This is a genomic window from Rubripirellula lacrimiformis (assembly GCF_007741535.1).
Lineage (GTDB): Bacteria > Planctomycetota > Planctomycetia > Pirellulales > Pirellulaceae > Rubripirellula > Rubripirellula lacrimiformis.
This window is the reverse complement of record NZ_CP036525.1, coordinates 3,054,415-3,078,706: the sequence shown is the minus strand read 5'-3', so window position 1 is coordinate 3,078,706 and position 24,292 is coordinate 3,054,415. Positions and strand designations below refer to the sequence as shown.

The 24,292-nt window shown below is 56.8% G+C and carries 14 protein-coding genes; 8 read left to right on the top strand and 6 right to left on the bottom strand.

Annotation, left to right across the window (positions count from 1 at the left end; genetic code table 11):
* Window positions 1–23: 23 nt before the first annotated feature.
* From tssF to K227x_RS10885, 7 genes are all read left to right on the top strand, one after another.
* A complete protein-coding gene (gene tssF, locus K227x_RS10915) occupies window positions 24–1,946 on the top strand; it encodes a type VI secretion system baseplate subunit TssF (protein WP_145169521.1) in 1,923 nt (640 codons plus the stop codon).
* A gap of 113 nt (window positions 1,947–2,059) precedes the next feature.
* The gene (tssG, locus tag K227x_RS10910) at window positions 2,060–3,121 is read left to right on the top strand and encodes a type VI secretion system baseplate subunit TssG (protein WP_145169520.1); all 1,062 of its coding nucleotides are present in this window, start codon (window positions 2,060–2,062) and stop codon (window positions 3,119–3,121) included.
* Between the two features lie 8 nt (window positions 3,122–3,129).
* A complete protein-coding gene (tssI, locus tag K227x_RS10905) occupies window positions 3,130–5,121 on the top strand; it encodes a type VI secretion system tip protein TssI/VgrG (RefSeq protein ID WP_145169519.1) in 1,992 nt (663 codons plus the stop codon).
* A 126-nt stretch (window positions 5,122–5,247) separates the two neighbouring features.
* Entirely contained in the window at window positions 5,248–6,177 is a 930-nt protein-coding gene (locus tag K227x_RS10900) for a DUF6931 family protein (RefSeq protein ID WP_145169518.1), read from the top strand.
* Window positions 6,177–6,467: a PAAR domain-containing protein gene (locus tag K227x_RS10895; RefSeq protein WP_145169517.1), complete on the top strand. Its 291-nt coding sequence runs from the start codon at window positions 6,177–6,179 to the stop codon at window positions 6,465–6,467. The genes K227x_RS10900 and K227x_RS10895 overlap by 1 nt, the downstream gene beginning before the upstream one ends.
* 99 nt (window positions 6,468–6,566) lie before the next feature.
* On the top strand, window positions 6,567–11,108 hold the full coding sequence (locus tag K227x_RS10890) for a carboxypeptidase regulatory-like domain-containing protein (RefSeq protein WP_218933930.1): 4,542 nt from the start codon (window positions 6,567–6,569) through the stop codon (window positions 11,106–11,108).
* A gap of 2 nt (window positions 11,109–11,110) precedes the next feature.
* Window positions 11,111–11,914 carry a hypothetical protein gene (locus K227x_RS10885; RefSeq protein WP_145169515.1) on the top strand — a complete coding sequence of 268 codons (804 nt, stop codon included), beginning with the start codon at window positions 11,111–11,113 and terminating at the stop codon, window positions 11,912–11,914.
* 1,695 nt (window positions 11,915–13,609) lie between these two features.
* Here K227x_RS10885 and K227x_RS10880 read toward each other — a convergent pair.
* Window positions 13,610–18,313, bottom strand: coding sequence for a vWA domain-containing protein (locus K227x_RS10880; protein WP_246146735.1), 4,704 nt, complete (start codon window positions 18,311–18,313; stop codon window positions 13,610–13,612).
* A 305-nt stretch (window positions 18,314–18,618) separates the two neighbouring features.
* Between K227x_RS10880 and K227x_RS10875 the strand changes: the two genes are divergently transcribed.
* On the top strand, window positions 18,619–19,404 hold the full coding sequence (locus tag K227x_RS10875; protein WP_145169514.1) for a class I SAM-dependent methyltransferase: 786 nt from the start codon (window positions 18,619–18,621) through the stop codon (window positions 19,402–19,404).
* 254 nt (window positions 19,405–19,658) lie between these two features.
* Here the strand turns inward: K227x_RS10875 and K227x_RS10870 are convergent, their stop codons facing one another.
* The 5 genes from K227x_RS10870 to K227x_RS30460 form a co-directional block, all read right to left on the bottom strand.
* A complete protein-coding gene (locus K227x_RS10870) occupies window positions 19,659–20,357 on the bottom strand; it encodes an SGNH/GDSL hydrolase family protein (RefSeq protein WP_145169513.1) in 699 nt (232 codons plus the stop codon).
* A gap of 114 nt (window positions 20,358–20,471) precedes the next feature.
* Window positions 20,472–20,876, bottom strand: a complete 405-nt coding sequence (locus K227x_RS10865; RefSeq protein ID WP_218933929.1) for a response regulator — start codon at window positions 20,874–20,876, stop codon at window positions 20,472–20,474.
* A gap of 17 nt (window positions 20,877–20,893) precedes the next feature.
* Complete coding sequence (locus K227x_RS10860) at window positions 20,894–22,267, bottom strand: sensor histidine kinase (RefSeq protein ID WP_145169511.1); 1,374 nt, start codon at window positions 22,265–22,267, stop codon at window positions 20,894–20,896.
* An 802-nt stretch (window positions 22,268–23,069) separates the two neighbouring features.
* Window positions 23,070–23,642, bottom strand: coding sequence for a hypothetical protein (locus tag K227x_RS10855; protein WP_145169510.1), 573 nt, complete (start codon window positions 23,640–23,642; stop codon window positions 23,070–23,072).
* A 146-nt stretch (window positions 23,643–23,788) separates the two neighbouring features.
* Entirely contained in the window at window positions 23,789–24,154 is a 366-nt protein-coding gene (locus K227x_RS30460; protein ID WP_218933928.1) for a hypothetical protein, read from the bottom strand.
* Window positions 24,155–24,292 lie beyond the last annotated feature (138 nt).

Below are 24,292 nucleotides of genomic sequence, written 5' to 3'. Positions count from 1 at the left end.
ATCCAGTCAAACCGATTGAGCGCATGGAAGCCCAATTCCTAGACCACTACAACCGCGAACTCGGCTATCTGCGCGAGTTAGGCGCCGAGTTTGCGCAAGAGTATCCAGCGGTTGCGGGTCGATTGGGGATGGACGAATTCGCCTGCGCGGATCCCTTTGTCGAACGACTGCTAGAGGGGTTTGCGTTTCTCGCAGCCCGAGTACACCGGCGTCTGGATTCCGAATTTCCACAGCTGACCGGCGGATTACTGCAATCGATCTATCCGCACTACACCCGCCCCATTCCGGCGGCTGCGGTTGTCGAAATCCATCCCGATCCTGACGAGGGCTCGTTGGTCGACGGCTACCGGTTACCACGCGGATCGCGTCTGCAGGGGCCCACCAGCCATGCATCCCCGACGCCTTGCCGTTTTGAAACGACCGCTGATCTGGATTTGTGGCCGATCAAAATCACGGACGTCGAATTGATCGAGCGAGGGTCCGCCAACACACGGCCGCTGCCATCCGTGCTGGGCGGACCTGAAGTTCGATCGGGTCTTCGGATCACGCTGGAAACGACTGGTGGCGTTCCCATGTCCGCCCTGAAGATGGATCGATTGCCTATTCATCTACGCGGTGGCGAAATTGCCCATCAATTGCTGGAACTGCTGGTAGCCCACACGACATCCATTGCCGTCGGACAAACAGAATCAGGGCGTTGGGATCGACTCGATCGATCAGCACTATCGGCCGGAGGATTTGACGACAGCGAATCGCTTTTACCGGATGAACCACGGTCGTTTTCGGGATACCGACTGCTTCAAGAGTATTTCCTGCTTCCCGAAAAGTTCTTGTTCGTCAACATCGAAGGACTATCCACGGCCATCGCGACAGCCAATGGGAAACAGATCGAGATCGTCATCGGCTTGGGCGAATCCGAACGAGAACTGGCGAGCCGACTTGCGCGAGAACACTTCGCGCTGCACTGCGTGCCCGCCATCAACTTGTTCAAAAAGCGAGCCGATCGAGTTCAAATTTCCGAAGCGAAATCGGAACACCAACTCTTGGTCGACCGTAGTCGACCGATGGATTTCGAGATTTGGTCCGTCCAACAATTGCTTGGTCATGGAAGAACACCGCTGCAAGAAGTCGAATTTTTGCCGCTGTACGCGCCGCCGACCAACATGGCGGCTCGCCACCAACATGCCGCCTACTACACGCTCGATCGACGTCCCCGACAACCGTCAACGAACCAACGCGAATACGGGCATCGGTCGTCCTATTTAGGCACCGAGGTTTACGTCACGTTGACCGATTCGAATCAGGCACCTTCGCGACACCCGATCCGCCAACTGTCGTCAACGGTGTACTGCACCAACCGTGACCTGGCGATGCTGAAACCCGCATCGGGATGGCGCGACGCGTTCACATTGGATGGTCCGGGCCCGGTCGCCTCGATCTCCTGTTTGACCGGTCCCACGACGCCGCGACAGCCATTGACCACCGAAGACGGTGAAACCTGTTGGCGATTGGTCAACCATTTGACGTCCAACTTTTTATCCCTTTGCGACCGCGCAAAACAATCGGACAAAGTGGGAACCGAGAGCGATCAACGAGGACGATCCGCGGCCGCCTTGTTGCGACAGATGCTGTATCTGTATTGCCCTGCGGATTTGCCTGCCACACGACGTCAGGTCGACGGCATCCTCTCGGTCACCAACGAAGCGGTCACTCGGCAGTTGCCGTTCGACGGCCCCATCGTGCACGGCCGTGGCGTTCACTTAGACCTAGAACTTGACGAAGCCGCTTTCGAAGGCGGCGGCGCGTTCCTGATGGGCGCGGTGCTGGATCAATTCATGGCCCGTTTCGTCTCACTCAACAGCTTTACCCAGACGACAATTCGAACCCCGTCGCGAGGCCGTGTCCATCGCTGGCCCGTACGGACGGGAACCATTTCGATGATCTAGTGACATTGCCATGATCCGGCATTTGTGTCACTGATTTGAAGTCGGCAAAGTTCGTTGATCGATTCGCAGAATCCAGGTCGTTCAGCGGCATCAGCCCCGCACAACCAAAACCCATGCCAACCACGAAACCTTCGACCGACGCGCCAACCGCGACGAATCCAATCGACTGGGACCAACGTGTCGCCGGAGCGATCGATCATTCGGTTCACCAGCTCGACTTCTTTCAAGCGATCCGGCGAATTGAAGGATTGTCTGAATCGTTGCCACGGATCGGCCACGCGCGACAGGCCGATCAGGAAGCCGTTCGGATTCGTCAAACGACCGCACTTGATTTTGCACCCTCGACGATTGACCGCATCGACTCCCGTGCCGATGGCAGAGCCCTTCTGAGCCAACGGTTCTTTGGACTGCTGGGGCCCGGCGGCCCGATGCCGCTGCACATGACCGAAACGGTGCGGAACGAAACCCGGCACCAAAGCGATCCGGCCCTTGAAGCGTTCTTGAACCTGTTCCATCATCGCATGGCCACGTTGTTCTATCGCGCTTGGAGCAGCAGTCGAGGCGCGGTCCAGCGAGACAGACCGGACCAAGACCGATTTGCTTCATACGTCGGTGCGATCTCGGGCGGCATGCCGTTGCCAGGACAAGCCCCCGAATCAACCGACCGGCTGTTTTTCAGCGGACGGTTTTCAACCTCGCATCGCAACGCCGAAGGCCTTGCCGCCGTGGTTTCGGCGACAATCCATGCCGACGCGAAGGTCAAAACGTTCCAACTGAGGAACCTGCGTCTGGAATCCGAGGATCTAACCCTCCTGACTTGCAGCGCGACCGCGCAGGGGCGAGGCGGAAGACTAGGCCGCAGCGTTGTCCTGGGACGATCAGTCCCAGACCGCCGGTCGATGATCGATCTGGACATTGGCCCCATTGCGTTTGATCTGTTCCAAACACTGTTGCCCGGTGGATCGGGACATCGTGAACTGAGTCGACTGATTCGCAGCTACGTCGACCCCGGACTCGATTGCCGAGTTCGACTGATCTTGGATCGTTGCACCATTCCAAGAATGTCCTTGGGGCGAACCGGATCCGCTGGACATATCGGTTCCCTTGGCCGCAGCGCGTGGATCCACAGCAGGCAACCGAAATCGGACGCTGGCGACTGCCAGTTCATCATCTAAGTTTCGCCATGCCCATCACGCAAGAAAACCGATCGATCGCCATCAGCACACCTCTGGGACAGGATGTGCTGATCGTGAACCATCTGTCTTGGTCCGAACAACTGGGGCAACCGTTCCAGGGGTTGCTGCAATTGGCTAGTACCGACGGTGATATCAACCCAACCGATCTGTTGAAGCAACCTGTCTCGATCCAAGTCGGCAAGGTCGACGAAACGCCGTTTTACCTGCATGGGTACGCCACTCAACTTGCCCAAGCGGGTCTTCGAAGCGGCATGTTCGAATACCATTTGACGCTTGCGCCATGGTTCGAACTGCTTCGACACGTCGGTGGATCCCAGATTTTCCAACAGCAGTCGGTCGTCGATATCGCCAAAGCGGTGATTGACGCACGCGGATTTACCGCAGAACTAGAAGATCGCCTGACACAGACCTATCGTCAACGCGCGTACTGCGTGCAGTATGCCGAATCGGACTTCCACTTTCTAAGCCGGTTGTTCGAAGAAGAAGGCATCTACTATTTCTTTGAGTACGCCAACGACGCGCACACGATGGTTCTGTGTGACGACGTCAGTGCCCATCAAGCAGTCGATTCACTCGATTCGCTGCCGTATCATGAACTTGATTCGGGCAGCACCGAAACATGTGTGTCCAACTTTTCCAGGCAACGCCATTTCTGTACCGCATCGTACGTTTTGCGTGACTATGATTTCCAAAAGCCACGCGCGGAAATGACGGTTCGGCAAAACGCGGCGGACACCAACAGCGAATGGCAATGGTATGAATTTCCGGGCCGATTCTTCGAAACTGACGATGGCCAGCACTACGCACGTGTCTTGACCGAAGCGGCAGTCGCACGCCAAGAAAAGGCCACCGTCAATGTTTCGACGGGCAAGATCTCGGCCGGCGATTTGCTGACCATCACGTCGCATCCCACCGATGCCCTGAATCAAGAATATCTGATCACAGGTCGTCACATCCAAGCCAGTGCGGGGGATGTAGGCGTGGGCAGCGCCAGTGCCACGGCGTCATTCAACGGGCAATTGCATGTCCAACCCTCGTCGATTCCCTATCGATCGATCCGAGAGACCCCGCGTCCACCGATGCCCGGTCCGCAAATCGCAACCGTCGTTGGACCGGACGGCGAAGAGATTTGGACCGATTCGTTTGGCCGCATCAAAATCCAGTTCGCTTGGGACATCGTCGGCGCCGGCGACGACAGCAGTTCATGTTGGATTCGCGTGACGCAGCCCTGGACCGGCAAAGGTTGGGGGGCCGCGTCGATCCCCCGTGTCGGCGAAGAAGTCATCGTTGCGTTTTTGGACGGGGATGTGGATCGTCCGATCGTGACCGGCCGTGTCTTCAATGCCGACCGGATGCCACCCGAAGAATTAGCGTCTGGACAAGCGAAAACGGTCTTCCGTACACGCAGCACCAAAGATGGTGACGTCGATTGTTTCCATGAACTGACCTTCGATGACACCAAAGATGCAGAGTTGATCTATCTGCATAGCGAACGTGATTTCCAACGCGTCGTCGAAAACAATGATTCATTGACGGTCGGTTCCGAAAAGCAAGACTCGGGTGACCAGTCGATCGAAATCTACAATGACCAAAATATCAAAGTCGGCGTGGGTAGCGGTAGCGGAAGCCAGACGACAGAGATCGGCCAGGATCGATCAACCACCATTGATGCGGGCGACGATACGCTAACGATCCAACAAGGTGACCGGACCGTGACCGCAGAGAGCGGTTCCATCACGATCGAAGCAAACACATCGATCACGCTGAAATGCGGTGAATCGATCATCCAAATCACTCCCTCGGGCATCTCCATCCAAGCTTCGCAAATTGACATCACGGCCGAAGCCCAAGCCAACATCGCGGCACCGGAAATCAATGCAACCGCCGACGCAGCGCTCGCGCTCAGTGGCGGCGCGACGACCGACCTCACTTCCGATGGACAACTGACCGTGCAAGGAGCCATCGTCCAAATCAACTAACGTTTCAACTGGTTGAAGGCTTCGGGTTACCCCGTCGCGAGATTCGCCACAACTGTCGCTCAATCACGGCAACACCGAAACACTTGGCCAGTTTCGCTGGCCATCCAATCGATCGCGAGAACACCGATGCCACTGCTGCTGACCGCCCACCCCGACAACCAACCCGATCGACGGTTGCTTTTGCGTGTCGGTCAAGAAGCACGCGTGGGCAGCAGCGAATGGGTGGAACTTAGCATCGCCGGTGACGACGCCATCGCGTCCGAGCACTTTGTGGTCCGCTGTGGCTCGGACGCTACTGTCGAAGTACTGGACGATCAACACACACTATTGGTCAATGGTGACAACATCGACCAATTGACTTTGACCGACCGCAGCGATCAGACCACCGAATTTTTCGCCGGCCGCACCGCCTTTTCGCTCAGCTGGTTTCCCGATCTCGTTGAATCGGTGCCAAAGCCCGCCGATCGTGACGTGGATTTGACTCCTGACATCGTCGACGAACGTTGTCAGATATTGGACGTGGCCAAATCCATGAAGCTTTCCGAAGCTGCCATCGGGTTGGTGAATTCACCAGAACGGGTCACTCTGTTTCTGCAGCGGCTGATCGAGGCCGAACTCCACGACGACGCAGTCCGTTTCATTGCCGGTACCTTGCCTGCCACCGATGCCGTCCACTGGGCCATGCATGCCAGCGGCGTAAACGCTGCTGCAGAGCCGTCGGTGATAGACGCCGTCACCGCTTGGACAGCATCCGCAGCAGAAATCGATCGCTGTGTCGTCCGCGATCAACTATCCGCGTGTCGACCATGTCACGTCGCGAAGTGGATCGCCAAGGCAGTGGTATTCAGCGGCGGCAGCATCGCCCCCGAAGGGCAACCGATCATTGTTCCGCCGAAACACCTTTGCGGCATCGCGATCTTGACCGCACACCGCTGGGCTCTGGCAGCAGCCACGGACCGAACCGCCGCGATCAACCAGTGGTTGGATTTGGGCACATCGGCGATCCAACGATTGCATACCGACGAAACCGCCCCGACCATCCCAGGAGATCGCTGATGCCTCCAGCAGCACGCTTGACTGACCCGCACAGCTGCAACTCGGTTACCGGCGTTGTGCCGCACGTGGGCGGTCCGATTGACGGCCCCGGTGCGGCGACAGTCCTGATCGGTGGACTGCCAGCTGCGATCGTTGGCGACATGGCCACCTGCAGCGGGCCCCCGGACACACTCATTGCAGGGTCCGCGACCGTGATGATCAATCAGGTTCCCGCGGTGCGAGTGGGTGACCCGACGGAACACGGCGGTACGATCGATGCCGGCGCCCCGGACGTGATGATCGGTGGATAGCGATGGCAGGGAAGCAGACCGCGTCGATCGCTGCGACGTGTACCAAACAATGCAGATGCCCTTGGCGGGGCTGGCAAAGAAAACATACGGCATAACCGGATGCACAACAGTATCGTCTCCACCGAACTTCCAAACGCCGATCCCAAGCTGAAGGATTGGCGAACTGTCCAGAACAGATCACGGTCATCGCTGCGCGCCAAGATTCTCGTAACAACGGCCATGGCGGCCATCATCGGCGTCTTCTTGTTCGCTGTTTGGCGACCTCTGATCACTCCCCAAATCAGCGTGATCTCGATTGGCCCCGCCCAATCGCCAAAGTCGTCCGACGGGTCCAAACTGCCGGCACAGATCGTAGCGATCCAATCACTCGAAGCATTCCAAGCATTCGCTCGGTCGGTTCCGACATCGCAAGTCTTCCCGACGCAGTCGTTTTCCGATTCGACGTCGTTGTTGGATCAGGACGATGTTTCGAAACAGCCCAAAATCATTCACATCACCGGTGTCGCATCGGTGGTCGATGATCGCCCCACTCTTTCGCCTGCGGAATCCGAATCGGGCATGCGTCCAGCCACGCTCGACATCGCGGATCTGATCCATCGTTTAGCACAATCGAGATCTCCGTCGATCATTTTGGTGGATGTGATTGAAGATGAAAGCGATTCCATCAGCCGCCTGCCTGAGATCACCGCGTGGCATTTTTCGCGTTGCATCGATCGCCAGATCTCTCAGTTGCACGACGCCAAAGTGATGGTCATCACACACCATTCGCTGGTGAAGCCGAACCTAGACGATCCAACTTCGCGGTCAGTCAACTTGGCTTCGGGCAACTTGGCTTCGGGCAACTTGGCTTCGGGCAACTTGGCTTCGGGCAACTTGGCTTCGGGCAACTCAAGTTCGGGCAATTCAGCGGCACTCTCACCACTGACTCAGTTGGCGATCGAAGGATTTCGGCCGCCCGCTGATACCAATCATGACGGAATCATCTCAGTCGCCGAGTGGTCGCATGTTGTCTGCCCGGTCGGCGGCGGCAAACAGGCAACCAGCGCGACTCATTCCTTTTCGTCCACAAACCGATCCACCTGGAAACAGGTCGTGTTGTCGCCCGTACAACCGATCGTTCCAACGGCGGACGCGAAGCCCTCCGCGAACAGCGACAACAAACCAATCGCGAAAACGGACGCCATCGCGACATCGGAACCCGCAGCCACACCTCCCATTGGTGAACCCAAGATTCAGATAGACGTCACCGCACCGACATTGGCGTTAGCGACAGCGATGCTAGCCGATGGCCTAGGCACCAACAGCACGGAAGAAGCCCAACAGGTCATCGTGCAATTGCGATCGCTGCTGAATGCCGACGCTGCCGAATCCGACGCTATCAAGTGGGCCGCGTCGCCTCTGATCCAATCCGCGACATGGGACGAAGTTGTTTGGACACGATTGGTTTTGTCATGCGATGTCCCTTGGCCCTTGAAGCAAGACCTGATCAAGTGCCGGATCATCGCCAACGAACTTGCAATCCACCAGGAACCGCGCCAGTGGTTTGCCAACGACTGGCAAAATTTGCAATGGAATCGACTGGACGCTGAACGAAGCTTGATGAGTCCTGTTCGCGGCAATAACACTAGGTTTGTGTCCGATCAGACCGCGGACGCGCTGCAGGGTTATCGGAAAATGCAGCAGGATGTCCGCTCGATCAACCAAGCAACCCAGGTATGCGCAAAGATTGTTTCCAACATTCCCCGGCTTGTCGCATCGCCAATCCATGCACGAACGCCAACCGACGACAGCGTCTGTCAACTGTTGCACGACACGATCGAACTTCAATCTTGGCTGGCAGCTCAAACGGGCAGTTCGATCCATCACTGCACTGCCTTGATCCAATCGATCCAGAAACGAAAACAGCAATACGCGGTCCAGTGGAGTGAAACCGACGACTCGTGGACGGCAGATTCCAGCGTTTCGCCGCTGACGGGAATCGATAGCGGTTTCATCGAAACGACCCGTACGCGAATCGCTCGATCGACGTTGGCAGCACAAGTCTTGCTGGCTGGCGCCCCAAACTCCGACGCATCACTTGCCCACCTGCAACGCGATTCGAAACTTGCGATCGACGCACTGTCGAGTTCGTCCTATTCCGAATCCCAAATCATTTCCAGCGTCGACCAATACCGTCGATCGTTCAGTGATCTTGGTTGGCGAACCGACAAACCGAATGCCGAAACAGCAGCCGCCAACGCCCGCGATGCCAAAAACATCCGATGGTCGCGGATTCTAAATGCGCTGGCCAACGACACCTGCGAACTTGCCGCCGATTCGACTCTATCGGAACGTCAACAATGGACCGACGCGAACACTCGCTATCAACGGATCGCGTTGGCGATGGGGCTCAGCACACCGCGTAGGTTGCAGTCGGACTATCAATTGGATGTCACGATGCGAGGATCATTGGCTTTGTCGGATCGCATTTCGATCGAGGTAGCGGTCAAGGCCTCCTCGGATCTCCCAAGCCAAGGAATTTTGGAAGTGGAGTTCGATGGCGACTGGCTGCAAGTGGACATGTCGTCCAAGGACTCGACTCCCCTTGCGAGTCGAATGGTGGGCGATTCAGCTTACCAAACCGTCGCGGCACAGCGTGTAAAACGCTCTCGTTCCACGCCGCCATCGCTGGCCACGCCGTCCGCGACCATCGAAGTTCAACGATCCGCGTTTCTTCATCAGAGCAGCCAGCACGAAGATGCCGCCATTAATGTCCGCTGGATTACCGACGACGATATCTATCGCACGGCGATACCGCTGCAGTTGCCATTGGCGGACATCGTCGCAATGACGCTGGGCCATGATCATCCATCGGTCACAGCATCGACCGCAAAGGGATCATCCCAGTGGATCATGCACGCCAACCGAGATCGGCATCAGCATCTGTGGTTGCAAGCGATGCATCCGCAAACAAAGTCCGTGAAGGTGCGTTTACTTGCCTGGCCAGAACCGACAAGCCAACTGCCCCCGACGATGAACACGGTTGAAAAACAACGCTGGTTTTCATCTCGCACCTCCCCCGTCGAACTTGCCGTCCACCCGGGACTGGCCGTTCACACATCCGAGCCGACGAAGATCATGTTTCCGGCCGCCAAGCTAGATCCGCTTGCGCCGCCGATCAAGGTGGGATCACTGTGGTGCGAAGTGACCGACGATGAAAACGACGTCGTTCAAATGATCGATCTAAGTCCACGCGTCTATCGCCCCGCTTCGCTGATCCAGCCCCAAGTTTCATTCGACCATGATTCGCAACTGGTCGATGTTTCGATTCAGGCGATGGATTCGGTGACGGATGCGACACAGGTGCATGTCGAAGTGTTCGACCTCCGAAACCAACGCGTGATTGCCAGCGGCGACATGATGGTTGCCCCGAAATCGCATGTTCAAAAATCCTATTCGGCCGCCGGTTGCGATGGTCACGCCTTTGGCGTTCGCGTGCTGACCGACCAATGGCCAAGTGCATTTGTGTTTCACGTCGCCGGCGACCACAGCGAACTGGGGCTATCACCATCGGATGCAAACGCATCTGTATCGATTCATATCCCGAGTTCGAATCGCGAACCGTTCGTTGTTCCCAAGAGCGCCAAAACGGTCGATGCGATCGTTTGGGTCGACATCAGCGACGAACAATTTCGATACGGTTCGGATCAACTAACACTGGGATTTGACCTCAATGGTGATCGGTATCTTGTCGACGAACCCTCCGTCGCAGTCACCACACCCACCGCCATCGAATTTATTTGGGCAGGTGTCAATCCAGAGGGTGCCGCAGGACTGTACAGTCAGGTTCAACCGCATCCATTGTCGGTCCCGGTGGGCTTGGTCCACAACCGGCGAGTGCCGCTGATCGCATGCCTGCAGCGTGGCGATCAGACGATCTGGAGCAATTCGTTGACAGCGGTGTTCGATTCGCTGCCTCCGAAGGTCAAAGAGGTTCAGATTCAGTCTCCGCTGCCGTCGGTGCTTGGGAAACCAGTCGTCGTCGAAGTGTTGATCGACGATGCGGGCCTCAGTGACGCCGCGTCGATCCGGGCGGGATGGGCAACCGCCGGTCAGCAGGAGTTCACCGCCGATGTAAAGCCGCTGGTAGGACAAAGAGTTGGCGATCAGCACTGGGCTATCATCGCACCCACGGCCGCATTGGCAGCGGGGACACACACCTTGCTGGTCCAAGCAACCGACGCGGCAGGCAACCTTGGCATTGTGAAGACGATCGCGATGGAAATCCGCAGCGAATCCGAGTGGATCGCTACGCGACAGTCTGAATCCACAGCCGTTCGCGGCAAAATCGCCTTTGTGACGCGGCCGGTGGCCGGAATGAAAGTCGCTCTGACTCGCAAACAGATCCCGCAGCCGGACAGTTCGGACGAAAAGCAAGACAATCCGAGCGAAAAAGCAGACGAACAAGCCTCACAAACGTCGAATCTAACCCAAGAGGTCCTGACAGACTCGGCAGGCAACTTCGTGTTTCCCCAAGTGCAGGCCGGCGATTACGAACTGACGCTTGAAGGTCTCTACCAGGGCATGAAGTACGTCAAAAGCGTACGGGTTGCGGTAAAACCACCGCAACCTTCCAACATCTCCACGATCCGCATCGATTGAGCATGAACGCCCGACGGCCGTCGATCATTCGCCGAATCTCGCCGTTGTGTTTGCTGGTCGGTTGCGTCAGCGTCCCCTTCTTTTCGGGCTGCGCTTCGCTGGAAGCACTGGATCATCAAGCGACCGCACCGATCGCCGTCGGCCCCGACGGATTGGTCATCCCGCATCCCGAATCATCGATGACGTTGCCACGCTTCCTAGGCGTTGACACCATCGCCCGCAGCACGTGCAGGAAAACCGTACTGCTCGGTCAGATCGCTTGCGAGAAGGCGTCGGCAGTTCTCCCTGCACTGGAACCCAAACCACTGACCCTGCCTCTATCACACCCGGCGAACGCCGCCTCCGCGTCTCCGGCGGTCGCCGCCGCCCACAAGATGAAAGCAGCCAAGGCTGCCGAAGCAGCGAAAGTCAAAGCGTTGGGGGCCCTGGCAGGCGAGGATTGCACGACGAACCCTCTTGTCGAAGAAGCCGTCCTGGCGGGGCTGGATGACGTTTCGGCGAAGGTTCGCATCGCAGCGATCGACGTGGTCATCATTTCTCGCCGCGGTTGTGACGTGGGGTGCGGTGGATGTTGCAGCGACCCCATTCGTCGCAAACTGACCCGGATGGTGTTCCAGCAAACCGGTCCCTGTTGCTGGTTCGAACCCGATTCCAAAGCAAGACGCTTAGCACGACTGGCTCTGGACGCCTGCGGTGGTCCTCTCGATCCAGATGCCTGTGGCTGTGCCACCGACGCATCGGGCGATCAGTTCCCCATCGAGTCGCCTCCGCCCGAATTGATTCAGCAGATTCTGTTGACCCCGTAGTGCATAAGCATCATCGTCGATGGCCCCCTTCGCATGACGGACAAGACGCTCGCTGAATCACAACGCAACCATTGTCCGTCTGGCGACCGAAGCCCTCCCAAGAGCACGTGAGCGAGCAGCGTCAGCAAAGCTGCGGGCGTGTCGGACGCGGCAACCCACCGAACGTCAGACGCAACGATTGGCCGCTCTCTGCAAAAGCCCCCGTTCAGGAACCACTTCGCAATTCCGATTTGGAAACGCTCAGTCCACACACGCTTCATATGCCCCGTTCGTAGTACCGGCTTCAGCCGGCCTCAGGCTTACAGCAGCCTCGCAGAGGCGAAAGCATCATGCCGGTGGTCTCGACCACCGACTTTCGCTTCCCCCCCAATGCTCTTCTCGCCCGGGCCGCTCGCAGGCGGCCCGGCCGAGAAGAGCAAGATCGCGTCAGTCATCGCGAACCGTGGGGCACGCCCCACGGCAAAAAGCTGCCGCCGCTCCGCGGCTAATTTGAACGCTCTCTTCAGCCGCAATCAGGCTTACAACAGCCTCGCAGAGGCGAAAGCATCATGCCGGTGGTCTCGACCACCGGATCTCGCTTCCCCCCCAATGCTCTTCTCGGCCGGGCCGCCTGCAGGCGGCCCGGCCGAGAAGAGCAAGATCGCGTCAGTCATCGCGAACCGTGGGGCACGCCCCACGGCAAAAAGCTGCCGCCGCTCCGCGGCTAATTTGAACGCTCTCTTCAGCCGTAATCAGGCTTACAACAGCCTCGCAGAGGCGAAAGCATCATGCCGGTGGTCTCGACCACCGGATCTCGCTTCCCCCCCAATGCTCTTCTCGCCCGGGGCCGCTCGCAGGCGGCCCGGCCGAGAAGAGCAAGATCGCGTCAGTCATCGCGAACCGTGGGGCACGCCCCACGGCAAAAAGCTGCCGCCGCTCCGCGGCTAATTTGAACGCTCTCTTCAGCCGCAATCAAACCGCCGCATCAACCCCAACCGATCTGCAAAAAAGCCGGCTGAAGCCGGTACTACGAACGGAAACAATCAAGCAAGCCAAACGTCCCAACGGAACATCCGAGCGAAGCTGAACGCTCAGTCACCACACGCTTCATACGCTCCGTTCGTAGTACCGGCTTCAGCCGGCCTCAGGCTTACAGCAGCCTCGCAGAGGCGAAAGCATCATGCCGGTGGTCTCGACCACCGGATCTCGCTTCCCCCCCAATGCTCTTCTCGGCCGGGCCGCCTGCAGGCGGCCCGGCCGAGAAGAGCAAGATCGCGTCAGTCATCGCGAACCGTGGGGCACGCCCCACGGCAAAAAGCTGCCGCCGCTCCGCGGCTAATTTGAACGCTCTCTTCAGCCGCAATCAGACCGCGCATCAACCCCAACCGATCTCAAAATCCCGGCTGAAGCCGGTACTACGAACGGTAACACCATGCAAGCAGAACGTCCCAACGGGAGTTCAGAACGGCGTGTAGCGGACAGGGGTGCAGGACCCAGCGGTGAGTTGCCAAGTTTTCGATATGCAAACGCTCGCCTACAAACGGTACGGCATCAGTCCTCAGTCATTCCAACCATGTCCGCGTTGACGTTGGGCTCTATGCGAGGACACGTCCCACTTCTTTGCATCGACCGTCAACAATTCACCGAAGACGGCTGCGGTGGCAATCGCGACCTGCTTCCTTCGCATCGAAGTACCGCACGAACGAGCGACCGCGTTCACCGCACTCCGCTGGTTGTTGTCGCCGATAGAGTAGCAACGTTGGGAACCATCGATCCCTGCACTGGATCGACCGTGTGTACCGAACGTTTCTTCAGATCGGCGATGGTTTCAAGTTCGAATTTCGCCGCGTCCGCAGCTGCGGCAAATCGGAACACGTGAAAGCTGTGTTTGCCACCGTCGTCATACCAATGATCAGCCGATGCAATGTCCCCATCCTTGAGGTTCACCACCATCATCGCATCCAAATCGACCGAATCCGACTTGGCATACTCAAAACCAATCTGAATCGCGTCGGCGGATCGATAAACTTGGTAAGTCACGCCGTCGAATCCCGCCAGACGGCGCATTTGACCCTCGGTTGATACGGTATCCAGCGTGATTGGATCGGACGCGGGCGACTCTGCGACACACCACGCGTTCAACTGGTACCCGGTCGCGTCGGACGGCCACCCCAAACAGACGAACTGGGCGACCGGGCAAGGCCGCTTTGCCAGCCATTCGAATTGGCTGGTTCGATAGGCGACTCGCTGGTCGCTACCGGCATCGACGCTGGTTTCTCCATCCACTGGAACGATCTCGACCCACATGGCCTTGGGACGATCGGAAACCTGTTGATCACCGCGTTGCAGCGAGATCCGAAAACGGCAATCGTTCTGGTTCAACAACGGCGTGTCCACGCCGATACGGACCGAAGCCGAATGGTCCTCGGCGGTCGCAAAGGGACGAAACACCGGAGCCCCCGCCAAGTACGGCGGTGACCGCAGCAAGTGCTGCATCTGGTTGGCAACCAATTCCAGTCGATCACCAGGCGAAATCACAATCTCGGTGGACACACCGCTGATGGTCACGGAGACCGGCGTGTTGATATCTTTCACCGTCGGCAAACGGAGCGTTTCACTGAAACGGCCTGAACGTTCGGTACCATCGGGCAGCTTGATCTTGAAGGACTCTGACGACGAAAGCTGTTCCATCCGCCGAAGCAGCTCGGTGGCGTCCTTCACATCGTTGACGGACTCACCACCGGTGCCGCTGGCCAATGTCTCGAACTCAAATGCAGCAGTGGCGGCCTCCGCCGTCGGCACACCGAAACCGATCACGTGGACTCGAACATCCTGTTCGTTCGCCTGAACGATCAGTTGGTCCAAAGTGAACACGGTGTCGGCGGTCGGGTTGAATTGGTAATTGCGACCGTCGGAAACAACAATGATGTCTTTGGTGACCCCATCGCCCGATCGGCTGACGTCGTCTATCGCCTTTGAAATCGCTAGGTACAACGGTGTCTGCCCCCACGGGACTGCGGCATCCAAATGTTGACGCGCCAGTTCAAGTTCAACCGTATCAAAACGTCCCGTCGCCAACGCGATTTCGACGTCTTCGAACGGCTGGATACTCGGTGAAAACGGGAACCGTTGATGGTATCGCTTCTGCAACACCAGACCGTTGTTTTCGGCGAAACGCTCGTCACCGCTGATCGCCATCCGGTGACCGTACATGACCAATCCCACCTGCGCTGCGCTGGGCTGCATCCGCCGCATCATCTCGTACAACGCCGACCGGGCGGCATCAAATTTGTTCGCTGCAGTGGTACTTTGCGAAGCAATCCCAAGCTCTGCTTTCAATGGGTCGTTCATCGATGCGGAACAATCCAGTACGAACGATACCGCTCGGCCAGCGTCCATTGCGTCGCGGATCGTGATCTCGGCGCCGGTCGTGTTCGGTTGGCCGTTTGTTGTCACACCGAACGCGGTGCCCGATGACATCACCGACGACTGATAGCGGTTTCCACGGAAATTGATCTCCGCGACCGAATGATCGGTTCGCTGCGTCGTCAACGTCAGTTCGTTGGTGGATGCCACCGTTTGCGTTTGCCGCGGGGCGGGTACGAGCCCCGATTCGCGAATCGCAATCGGGCGATTGGTCAGACTGGATCCTGCCCCCGATGGGCGAATCGACAATGCGGCCGTTCCGCTAGGCAATTCCCCCTGACCCGCCGATCGATCCAGCGAAACCGAAACGGACTGCTGTTTTAGCGTCACAAACGACGGCGTCGAACTTGCACGAATGACCAACCCATTCTTGGATGCCAGTCGTCGTGCAATCAGTTTATCGTTCACCGATCGTCTGGCAGTTTTCCAGTCGGACGTTTCGATTGTTTCGGAATCCGCAAGGGTCAACAGAGCTTGCGAGGTCTGATCGAAATAGGCCGTTCCGTCGGACGATGGCGCGAACCAGAAGTCGTCCAGCACTTCGTTGATTCGGCTGGCCAATCGCGACTGTCGCTGGGCCTTCTGGTTGGCGCTGATCACACTCGAAAAATGCTCGTTGACGATGATCGAAACCACCCGTCGTGATTCATGACGGGCCCCGGCATCCAGCCCGGCCAAGGACGCCAGATCACGCAGTTGTTTGCGAACTTGCGCATCCCCCGTGGTGTCCGGATCCAATCCCAACAACACCGCCAAAAAGCCATCCGAGACAGGCTCGCTGGTCTGTCCGACCGGATCACTGGTGACCAACAGCGGCTTGACTGGCTGGCGACTCAGTTCACGATCCAGTTGCCGCAGTTGCTCTTCGACTCGCATCTCCTGAGACGGATCCGATGCGATCAATCGACAGCGATTGGCGGATGACATCGTGCCGGCCATCGCCCCCATCGAAAGCGACGATCCCTGGACCGATGAACCGCTCATCGACATCAGCGTCGATTCGCGGGCCCCCGACAAATGCTGCAGGAAATCACGAGACCGTTTCGACGCGATCGCGATTTGATCACGAAGCGTCGACGTCCAGGGCTGCTGCTGATCGATGAACTGATTCAGCAGCGTATCTAAACGCATGACATCGTCGATGCTGGCTAAATCGTCTTGTTGGGAATGCTCCGAATGCGATGGCACAGTGACTTCATTGATCACCTGAATCAGGTACGGAAGTTCTAGAAATGACTGAGCGCGGATCTCCCAGGCCAACGTTAGCTCGGACAAAGCCGCGCTGGCCGTCTTTGCACTCGATTCGAATTCACTTAGCACTTCTTCGAACGTTTGGTCCCCGGGTGATCCACTGGCCAGGATCGTGTCGGCCAGTCGGCGGCGATGATCGTGAACCAACGTCGAAATTTGGTCGGCCGCCGGGAACAAGCCATCAGGCAGCCCCAAAGTGGTTTCCAACCAACCTGCTTGCGCCACCGCAACGCGACGGATCAGATCAGGATCGCGCCAAAAGTCGAACTCTTTTTGGCTTCGTTCGTTTTTGCCCAATCCATTCAAGTTCTGTTCTTTGTCGTCGGAACGGTTCTCGCGTTCGCGCCCGTTGGCCAACAATGCGTACAGCATCGGAACCGGCATCGTTTTGTCGTGATCGACGCCGTCAACCATATCCTCGGCCGTGCTGCGCGTCGGTTGCTTTGCGATCGTCGACCAGATGCGATGCGCACTGCGGTTCATTTCGATGTCCGCCCAATGGGACGATTCGCTCGCTCGCATCGCGATCTCTTGTCGCAGACTCTGCAACTGGCGTTCTAGCCGACTGTACCACCGGTCACTGGATTGACGCACTGCGTTTCCGCCATACACGGATTGGGCAATGGAGTGCAAAGTACGTTGAATTTGCGACCACGCATGCGCGTCCACTGCGATCGGTCGCATATCACGCATCGCCACGACTGATTCAACCGCGGTGCGCAGTCGCTGCAGATCATCTTTTGACGGCGCCGGCGTAGGGTGCGACGCCTTTCGATGTCGGCGAGTCACCCGATCGATGACAAATGGTTGCGAAGATCCCACACGATGCAGGGTGGGTGTCTGATCGACTCCACGGTGTTGCTGCGCCCAGCCACCGACCTGTTGACGAACGTAACGATGCAATTCGTCGATATCAACGTATCCGTCGGCCTTTTTCTTCGGCTCGCAACCGTCTGCCGCACCGAACAAACCATCCACCACAAACCGAGTGAACACGTCGCCATCCCCCAGCCGGGAAAACAAACTGCGCTGACCGCGACTAACCGATGACAAGATGGTCACATTGGATTGTGGATAGCTACGCGAATGCGAAGCCAATGCTTCGGTCAATCGATCGTCAAACTGGTTCTCGGAAATACCGGCCGGCCAATGGGCGCGCAAACGTCCGCACTCCAACAGCAGCACAACTGGACGAAATTCATCCCGAGTCTGCAACTGTGCAACATGGTCCAAGAAGTCTTGAATCGGAAACCAGGTCGTCGCATCCGCCACCAACCCGTTGGGCGGAATCCAACAGGCTCGGCCATCGTCGTCCACCGCGCCATGCAAATTCACATAAAACGTCAAGGGCCGGTCGCTGGGACAGGCGGCCAGCGCTGCGCGGATCCGTTCGTCCGTCTGGTCCCAAAAACCACCCGCCATTTGATCGATACTTGGCAATTCGCCGACCGAAAAAGTACCCTGGCTAAGGGTCCCGATCGCGTCTAGATCTTCGGCGACCCATGAGTTCAGATCCCATTCGGGTCCGTACACGCCGGCCAGCGTTAAGATGGGCGTGCGAACCGGACGGGACAGGACCGATGCAACAAAGCTTCCGCCAATGACAATCAATGCGATCAAACATAGCAGCAGCTTCAGCCCCAACCGACGGCCAGATCCCTGGCCGAACAATGCAAGGCGTTGGGCTCCCAGCCTCCGTCGCTCCGATATCGCTGCGATCGGCTTTTGAATCAGAAACATCATGCAGCCGTTCACCCCATCCAACCGTTCTGTGTGAAGCCATCCGGAAACCGAAAAGGTTCACTCCCCGGGATGGTGTGTTCGTCACAACCACATTCGCCCGCCCTGTGAATCATCGGGATCCCACCATCCGACATTTCGCTTGCAATGCGAGAAAGCGGAACAATCCTCACCCCGCCCCGCACAATCCGCACGACGTGACTATTTCGATCCCTTCGACCGTAACTTGTCCGTGAAACTCAACCACCGCACGATCAACTGACGACGATCTGCACCACAGAATTCCCAAAAGTGAAACGAGCACTCACATGCACACCGATGACGTCATGAACCACAACCGGGCGGCGTGGAACCAACAGGTCGATCAAGGCAATCGCTGGACGACGCCGGTAGACCAACAGACGATTGCCAATGCACGGCTGGGAAAGTTCGACATCGTGCTGACCCCCACCCAACCAGTCCCCGCGGCCTGGTTCCCACCGTTGGAAGGCTTGACGACGCTCTGTTTGGCCGCGGCCGGAGGCCAGCAGGCTCCCGTTCTGGCGGCGGCCGGCGCGGACGTCACCGTCTTTGACGCATCGCCCCGTCAACTCGACCAAGACCGGTTCGTCGCGGACCGCGATGGACTTCCAATGAAATTCGTCGAAGGCGATATGGCAGACTTGTCCGTCTTCGCCGACCAGTCATTCGATCTGATCTTTCATCCCTGTTCGAACACGTTCGTCCCGAATATCGTCCCGGTCTGGAACGAGTGCCATCGAGTGCTACGAAGCCAAGGGGTACTGATGGCGGGATTCACCAATCCCATGCGATACATTTTTGACGACGAACGCAAAGAGAACGGAAATCTTCAGGTCCGTTACCAGATTCCCTATTCGGATTTGGACTATCTGGACCAGCCCCACATCCAACAGGCGATCGCTGCAGGCCAGCCGCTGGAGTTCGCCCACAGCCTGGATGACCAAATCGGCGGCCAACTGAACGCAGGTTTTGCATTGACCGGGTTCTACGAAGATCGCTATCCCGATTCTAGCAACGATCCATTGTCCAGCTTTCTAAACACGTTCATCGCGACCCGTGCGGTCAAAATCTGATCAGCCACCGAACGAGCGGGTGATACGCTTCGTCGAAACCATGATGGCAATCGTGATCCGCCGGACGCCCGGCCACGGGCATTGGGGGAGGGATTCCCGGTCGCTTATGCGTCGCGGCTCACAAAATCGACAAACCGCCAAGAGGTTCGGCCCCCCTTAGGAACCACTCCTCGAGGGAACAACAGCAACCTACCGTCGGATCTGTCTCGATCATCCCAAGTCGCTTGTTCGCCGATTCGCATAATGGAATCCGGCTATTGGGTATCCGAATCATCCGCGGTGGGTACCGAATCAGGCAAGCACTTCGAAATACTGTCTGCTACCTGCTTCGCCAACGCCTCGTTGCCTTTCCCGTTGAAGTGAACGCCGTCCTTCGATTGCCAATCCGGATGATCCTTGACCAAATGGAATAAGTCGTCGGTGGCAAAACCGTGATCCTGCATAATCGCTGCGGCGTCTGCATTTCGCACGCGAACACGCTGCGTTCGTTCACCGAACTTCTCCAGGTCATCTTTTTCACGCACCGGCGTCGTCGTCGCCCAAATGAATTTTGTGTCGGCTGCATTCTGCTTTACAAAGTCAACCGTCGCCGCCAATCCATCACGGTACTGTTCTTCCGTGTATCCCCAACCATGCAGCCCGTTATTGAAATGGACGACGGTGAAATCGTATTGATCCAACATCAACCGCAGGTCAGCATTGAAAGACGGATCGGAGACGCACTTCGATGTGGTTAGCCGTGCGCAGTAGGCCTTTCCAGACAACTGACTCTCGACCGCACCAAAGTAGCCGCGTGTGATCGAATCACCGACCAACAAGACTCTAGGAAGCTTGTCCTTGTCGGCGTCCGTGACCCAAATGTCGATCCATTCGATCCGCTCTCGCACCGGTTCATCAGCCGAAACAAGTTGCGAAATCATCAGCAGGGGAATCAGGACGCGAAGCAAATTCATCAGCAAAGCCTTCGGGGTTTCAAATACAGGATGTTTGTGTGCGTCAGCAGGTCGGAAGCGAAAGTCCCACACCGATCGAAGCAACCGTTCGCAAGCACTGCTGAGCAACGACTCTTACTCGCTTGCCTTGCAATTCGCTTTCACCGATTTGACGAGTGCATCCAGCGTTTCGATCATCTCCTTACGGAGCGGCTTGACGATGTAATCTTTAACGGCTGGATACTTCATTGCCTGCTCACGGTCACAGGCCTGGTCGGAACTGGTCAGCACGACAATGACAGGAATCTCGCGAGACCAAAGCTTGCTGTATTCGGCCAGAAATCCATGACCATTCATCCGTGGCATGTTGATGTCCAACAAAATCAAATCGGGGACACCGTCTGCATCACGCAGCAAGTCCAGTGCCTCGACTCCATCGCTAGCGGTCCATAGTTCGCACGAAAACCCGCTTCGTTTGAACACGCGTTGGCAAAGGTACTGATCGGCCTCGTCATCGTCGATCAAAAATACGGTATTCAATTTTCGACTCTGCCTTGCTAGACCGGAAATGAGAACGTGAAACGGGAACCTTTCTCGAGCGGGACGTAGCTCAGATCCCCCTCAAGCGCAGAAGCATTTTGCTTGACCAAGTACAAGCCCAATCCACTTCCACCCGATACGCTGGGATGAAATCGTTGAAACATCGAAAACATTCTTGAACGATAGTTCGACGCAATCCCCAAGCCATTGTCCGTAACGGAAATGACACAGACTCCGTTGTCAATCTGCGCGGAAACTTCCGCACGGGCCTGACTAATTTTGGGATCCTGGAATTTGATCGCGTTTGAAATCAAATTTTCGATGGACTGTTTGACAAACAGCCGCTTAGCATGAACTCGATCGTTTGTTGACACAATGGTGGTGATCGCGACGTTTTCGCATCCCGGCATGTGCGAGAGTGCCTCTAGCGATTCTTCGATCATTTGCGTTAACCCGAACGTCTCTTTTTTAACGTCCGCCATTCGCATCTTGGTCAATTGCAGAATGTCGTCGGATGTTTCGGAAACACGCTTCAGTGCGCGACAAATATGACTCAATGACTCCTTGGCTTCATCGACATCATTTTCGTCGAGTGCGTCCTTGGTGATTTCGGCAATCCCAATGGACGACAAAACGGGAGCTCTTAAATCGTGCGAAATGCGGTAGGAAAATTCAACCAACTCTTGGTTCGCATTCTGCAACTCGGAAACGCTTTGAATCACGGTCCGCACCATGGGCCGGAAGATGAAGATTGCCTCAGCAGCCAAAGCAGATAGGCCAACCATCAAAAACGCAAACTCCAACCACCAAAACTGGCGCAGCTTCTCTTCAGCCTCGGATTCGTACTGCTGAACGACGCAATCCAGTTTTCCGAGCAGATCATGAGAGACCGCCCGTCCACGGATTTCATTGGCGATCGATTCTGCGTCCGCGATCGAGTGATCGGATTCCGTGATCGTGAACAACCGATTCGCATCGGCTAAGTGGGCTCGCACCAGCGTGACCACTCCGGCATCACCAAAATACAGCTCCTGCAGCGGAGCACTGATTTTGTGACTCGAATCAGTCCGGCCATCAACCGTACCAGTCAACCAATCCTGACTTCTCTGCATCAGATCAACCGCATCGCGGAAGTCCGTTCGAAGCTGGATGCCACTTTGATCCGAGCTTGGATCCAACAGACTTGATGCCATCAACGATATACGCTGCGACAGCATCCGCTGCCTGCCGCTGACGTTGATCAATCTGGCGTCGTCTTCGTTCTTCCCCAGCTGCCAAGCCACGGTCAGAAACGCCAGCAACAGCATGCTGGCAACGATCAACAAAGCCACGACATAGGATGCAGTCAGGCCACGACGTGTAATTGTCGCATCTTCAGACTGCGACGACATTTTGATTACCTGCTAAATGAGTGCTTTCATCTGCGCCGATGTCGACAAGCAGATGGGCGAACCAGCCAGCGAATCATAGCATTGGATTGACACCGGTTCACCCGGAAAGTCGATAGCGAGGTTCTCCATGCTGGATCGGTCACCTTTTCCATAGGATCAACCTGGATGGACCAAACATTCCGGCGCCCCGTGACTTGGAACGTAATGTTCGCATCAGACGACACCGCCGAGCACCATCGCTTTTCGAACGCGTTCGTGTTTCGGTTCACCGCTTAGCAACCAGCGATCAATCCATGTCGCGATGAATGTCATATAGCCCCCGCAGCGCAGCGGTTTGCGGGGGAGAGGGCTAGAGAGAGGGGGATGAAAGAAACGACAATGTTTGATCGCTCGTTGCTTACGCGTGCGTTCCGAACTTGATTTCCGGGGGTGTCTCCCATGCGGATTACCGCAATCAGTCTCCCTAGGCATTGGATTTTGGCTTAGGGGAACCTAATGCTACGAATTGGACTCTCGTGGGATACGACTTCAAACATCCGTAGCCAGCTTGCGGTGTGCCAGGCACCACCGACTGCATCGGCAATCCTTCCATCCCTACGCAAGTGTTGGCCGACCGCAAACCAAGCGTGCAACGCTCAGAAATGCTGTCGCATGCAGTTGAACCGTAGATCGTTGGTTCGACGCGATGACAGTACTGCAATCGCATCAGCCAGAAAACGAATCGCATCGCCGGGTCGGGAAAGTGGCGAGTCACTTTCGAATCCCGCTGAAGCCCGACCTTCGTGCAGGCGATGGCTCCTCGCTATTCCCGAGGTAGTGAAAAGCGTCGGTCAATATCGACGTTCCAAGAGTCCGAAATCTCGGCATGTAGTTTGACCTCGAACGTTACGTGTTCTCGAGTCATGGATACGACCATCAGAGTCCCACCCGAATCCGCGTCTTCGCATTTCAGGCATCCACCAATCGGATTGCCAAAATAGAACGCAGCAAATTCGCACGGACGAAGAAAACCCAAGCGATCAAATTCACCAACGGGTTCGAGATGGCGTCCCCTAGCGACTGGGTAGAGATCGAACTGGTCACCCACATTGATGTCGACGGGAAGCTGGATACCAACCTGGTAGTACCAGCCTCCTGTAGAGCCAGGCATGTGGGCACCTTCACGTAGTTCGACGTATGTGCCACCGCCGCAGGTATACCCGTGAGGTTGCAGATCTCCGCTGTAGGCTTGATCCATAATACCTACAGAATAATCGCGCCAGTGGAAGTCATCACTCGAAACCGCACCAGGCTCACGAGGCCAGTAATGGTAGGCGGCGCAAGCAATCGCCGAAAACGACACGACGATGATGAGGGCTCGCAGAGAGAAACGCATTCGATGCTGTCGGCGAACGTCCGGAAAAACAGGCCGTCCCAGTTGATGCTCCATTTGAAAACACGTCGTCTGCGACTCCGCGGTCATTTCATTGAATCTGCGATTGCGAATCTCAAAGCGATGAACTCTCGCCACTTCGGAGTGCGTCATTCTCTGCCAACAGACTGACTGGGTACACGGCATCCCAGAAGCGCCTGGGATGCCGAGAGCGCGAGCGTCATGGCAAGCATGACACCAGTCATCAAAACCAGCTTATCGTTTTTCGGACCGAAATGGTGGACGCCCAAAATGATCGGCATCGCGATTGCAAAGTACAGGAGCGTGCTCAACGCAGTGCCAGGGCCCCGCTTGCGCCCAGACAGTGTCAGGGTAATCCATTCCACGTCCAGAAGAAAAAAGAGTACCACCGCTAGCAGCGTGCACCCGACCACTGCGCGGACGAGTGAGTAGTCGTCTGGCATAAGGTAGATAGACGTTGCGATCGAAGCGGAAATGAGAAGCAAAGCTTTCATAAAATCTCAGTCAGATAACATCATCGTTCGCAGTTCGGCGTCTTGGGTGTGCCCTCATCAAGAAACTGGCAACCTCGCTCAACAGCATGGCTTGACTTGCCTAGCCGCTCTTTGCATCCATTGTCGATTGACAACACA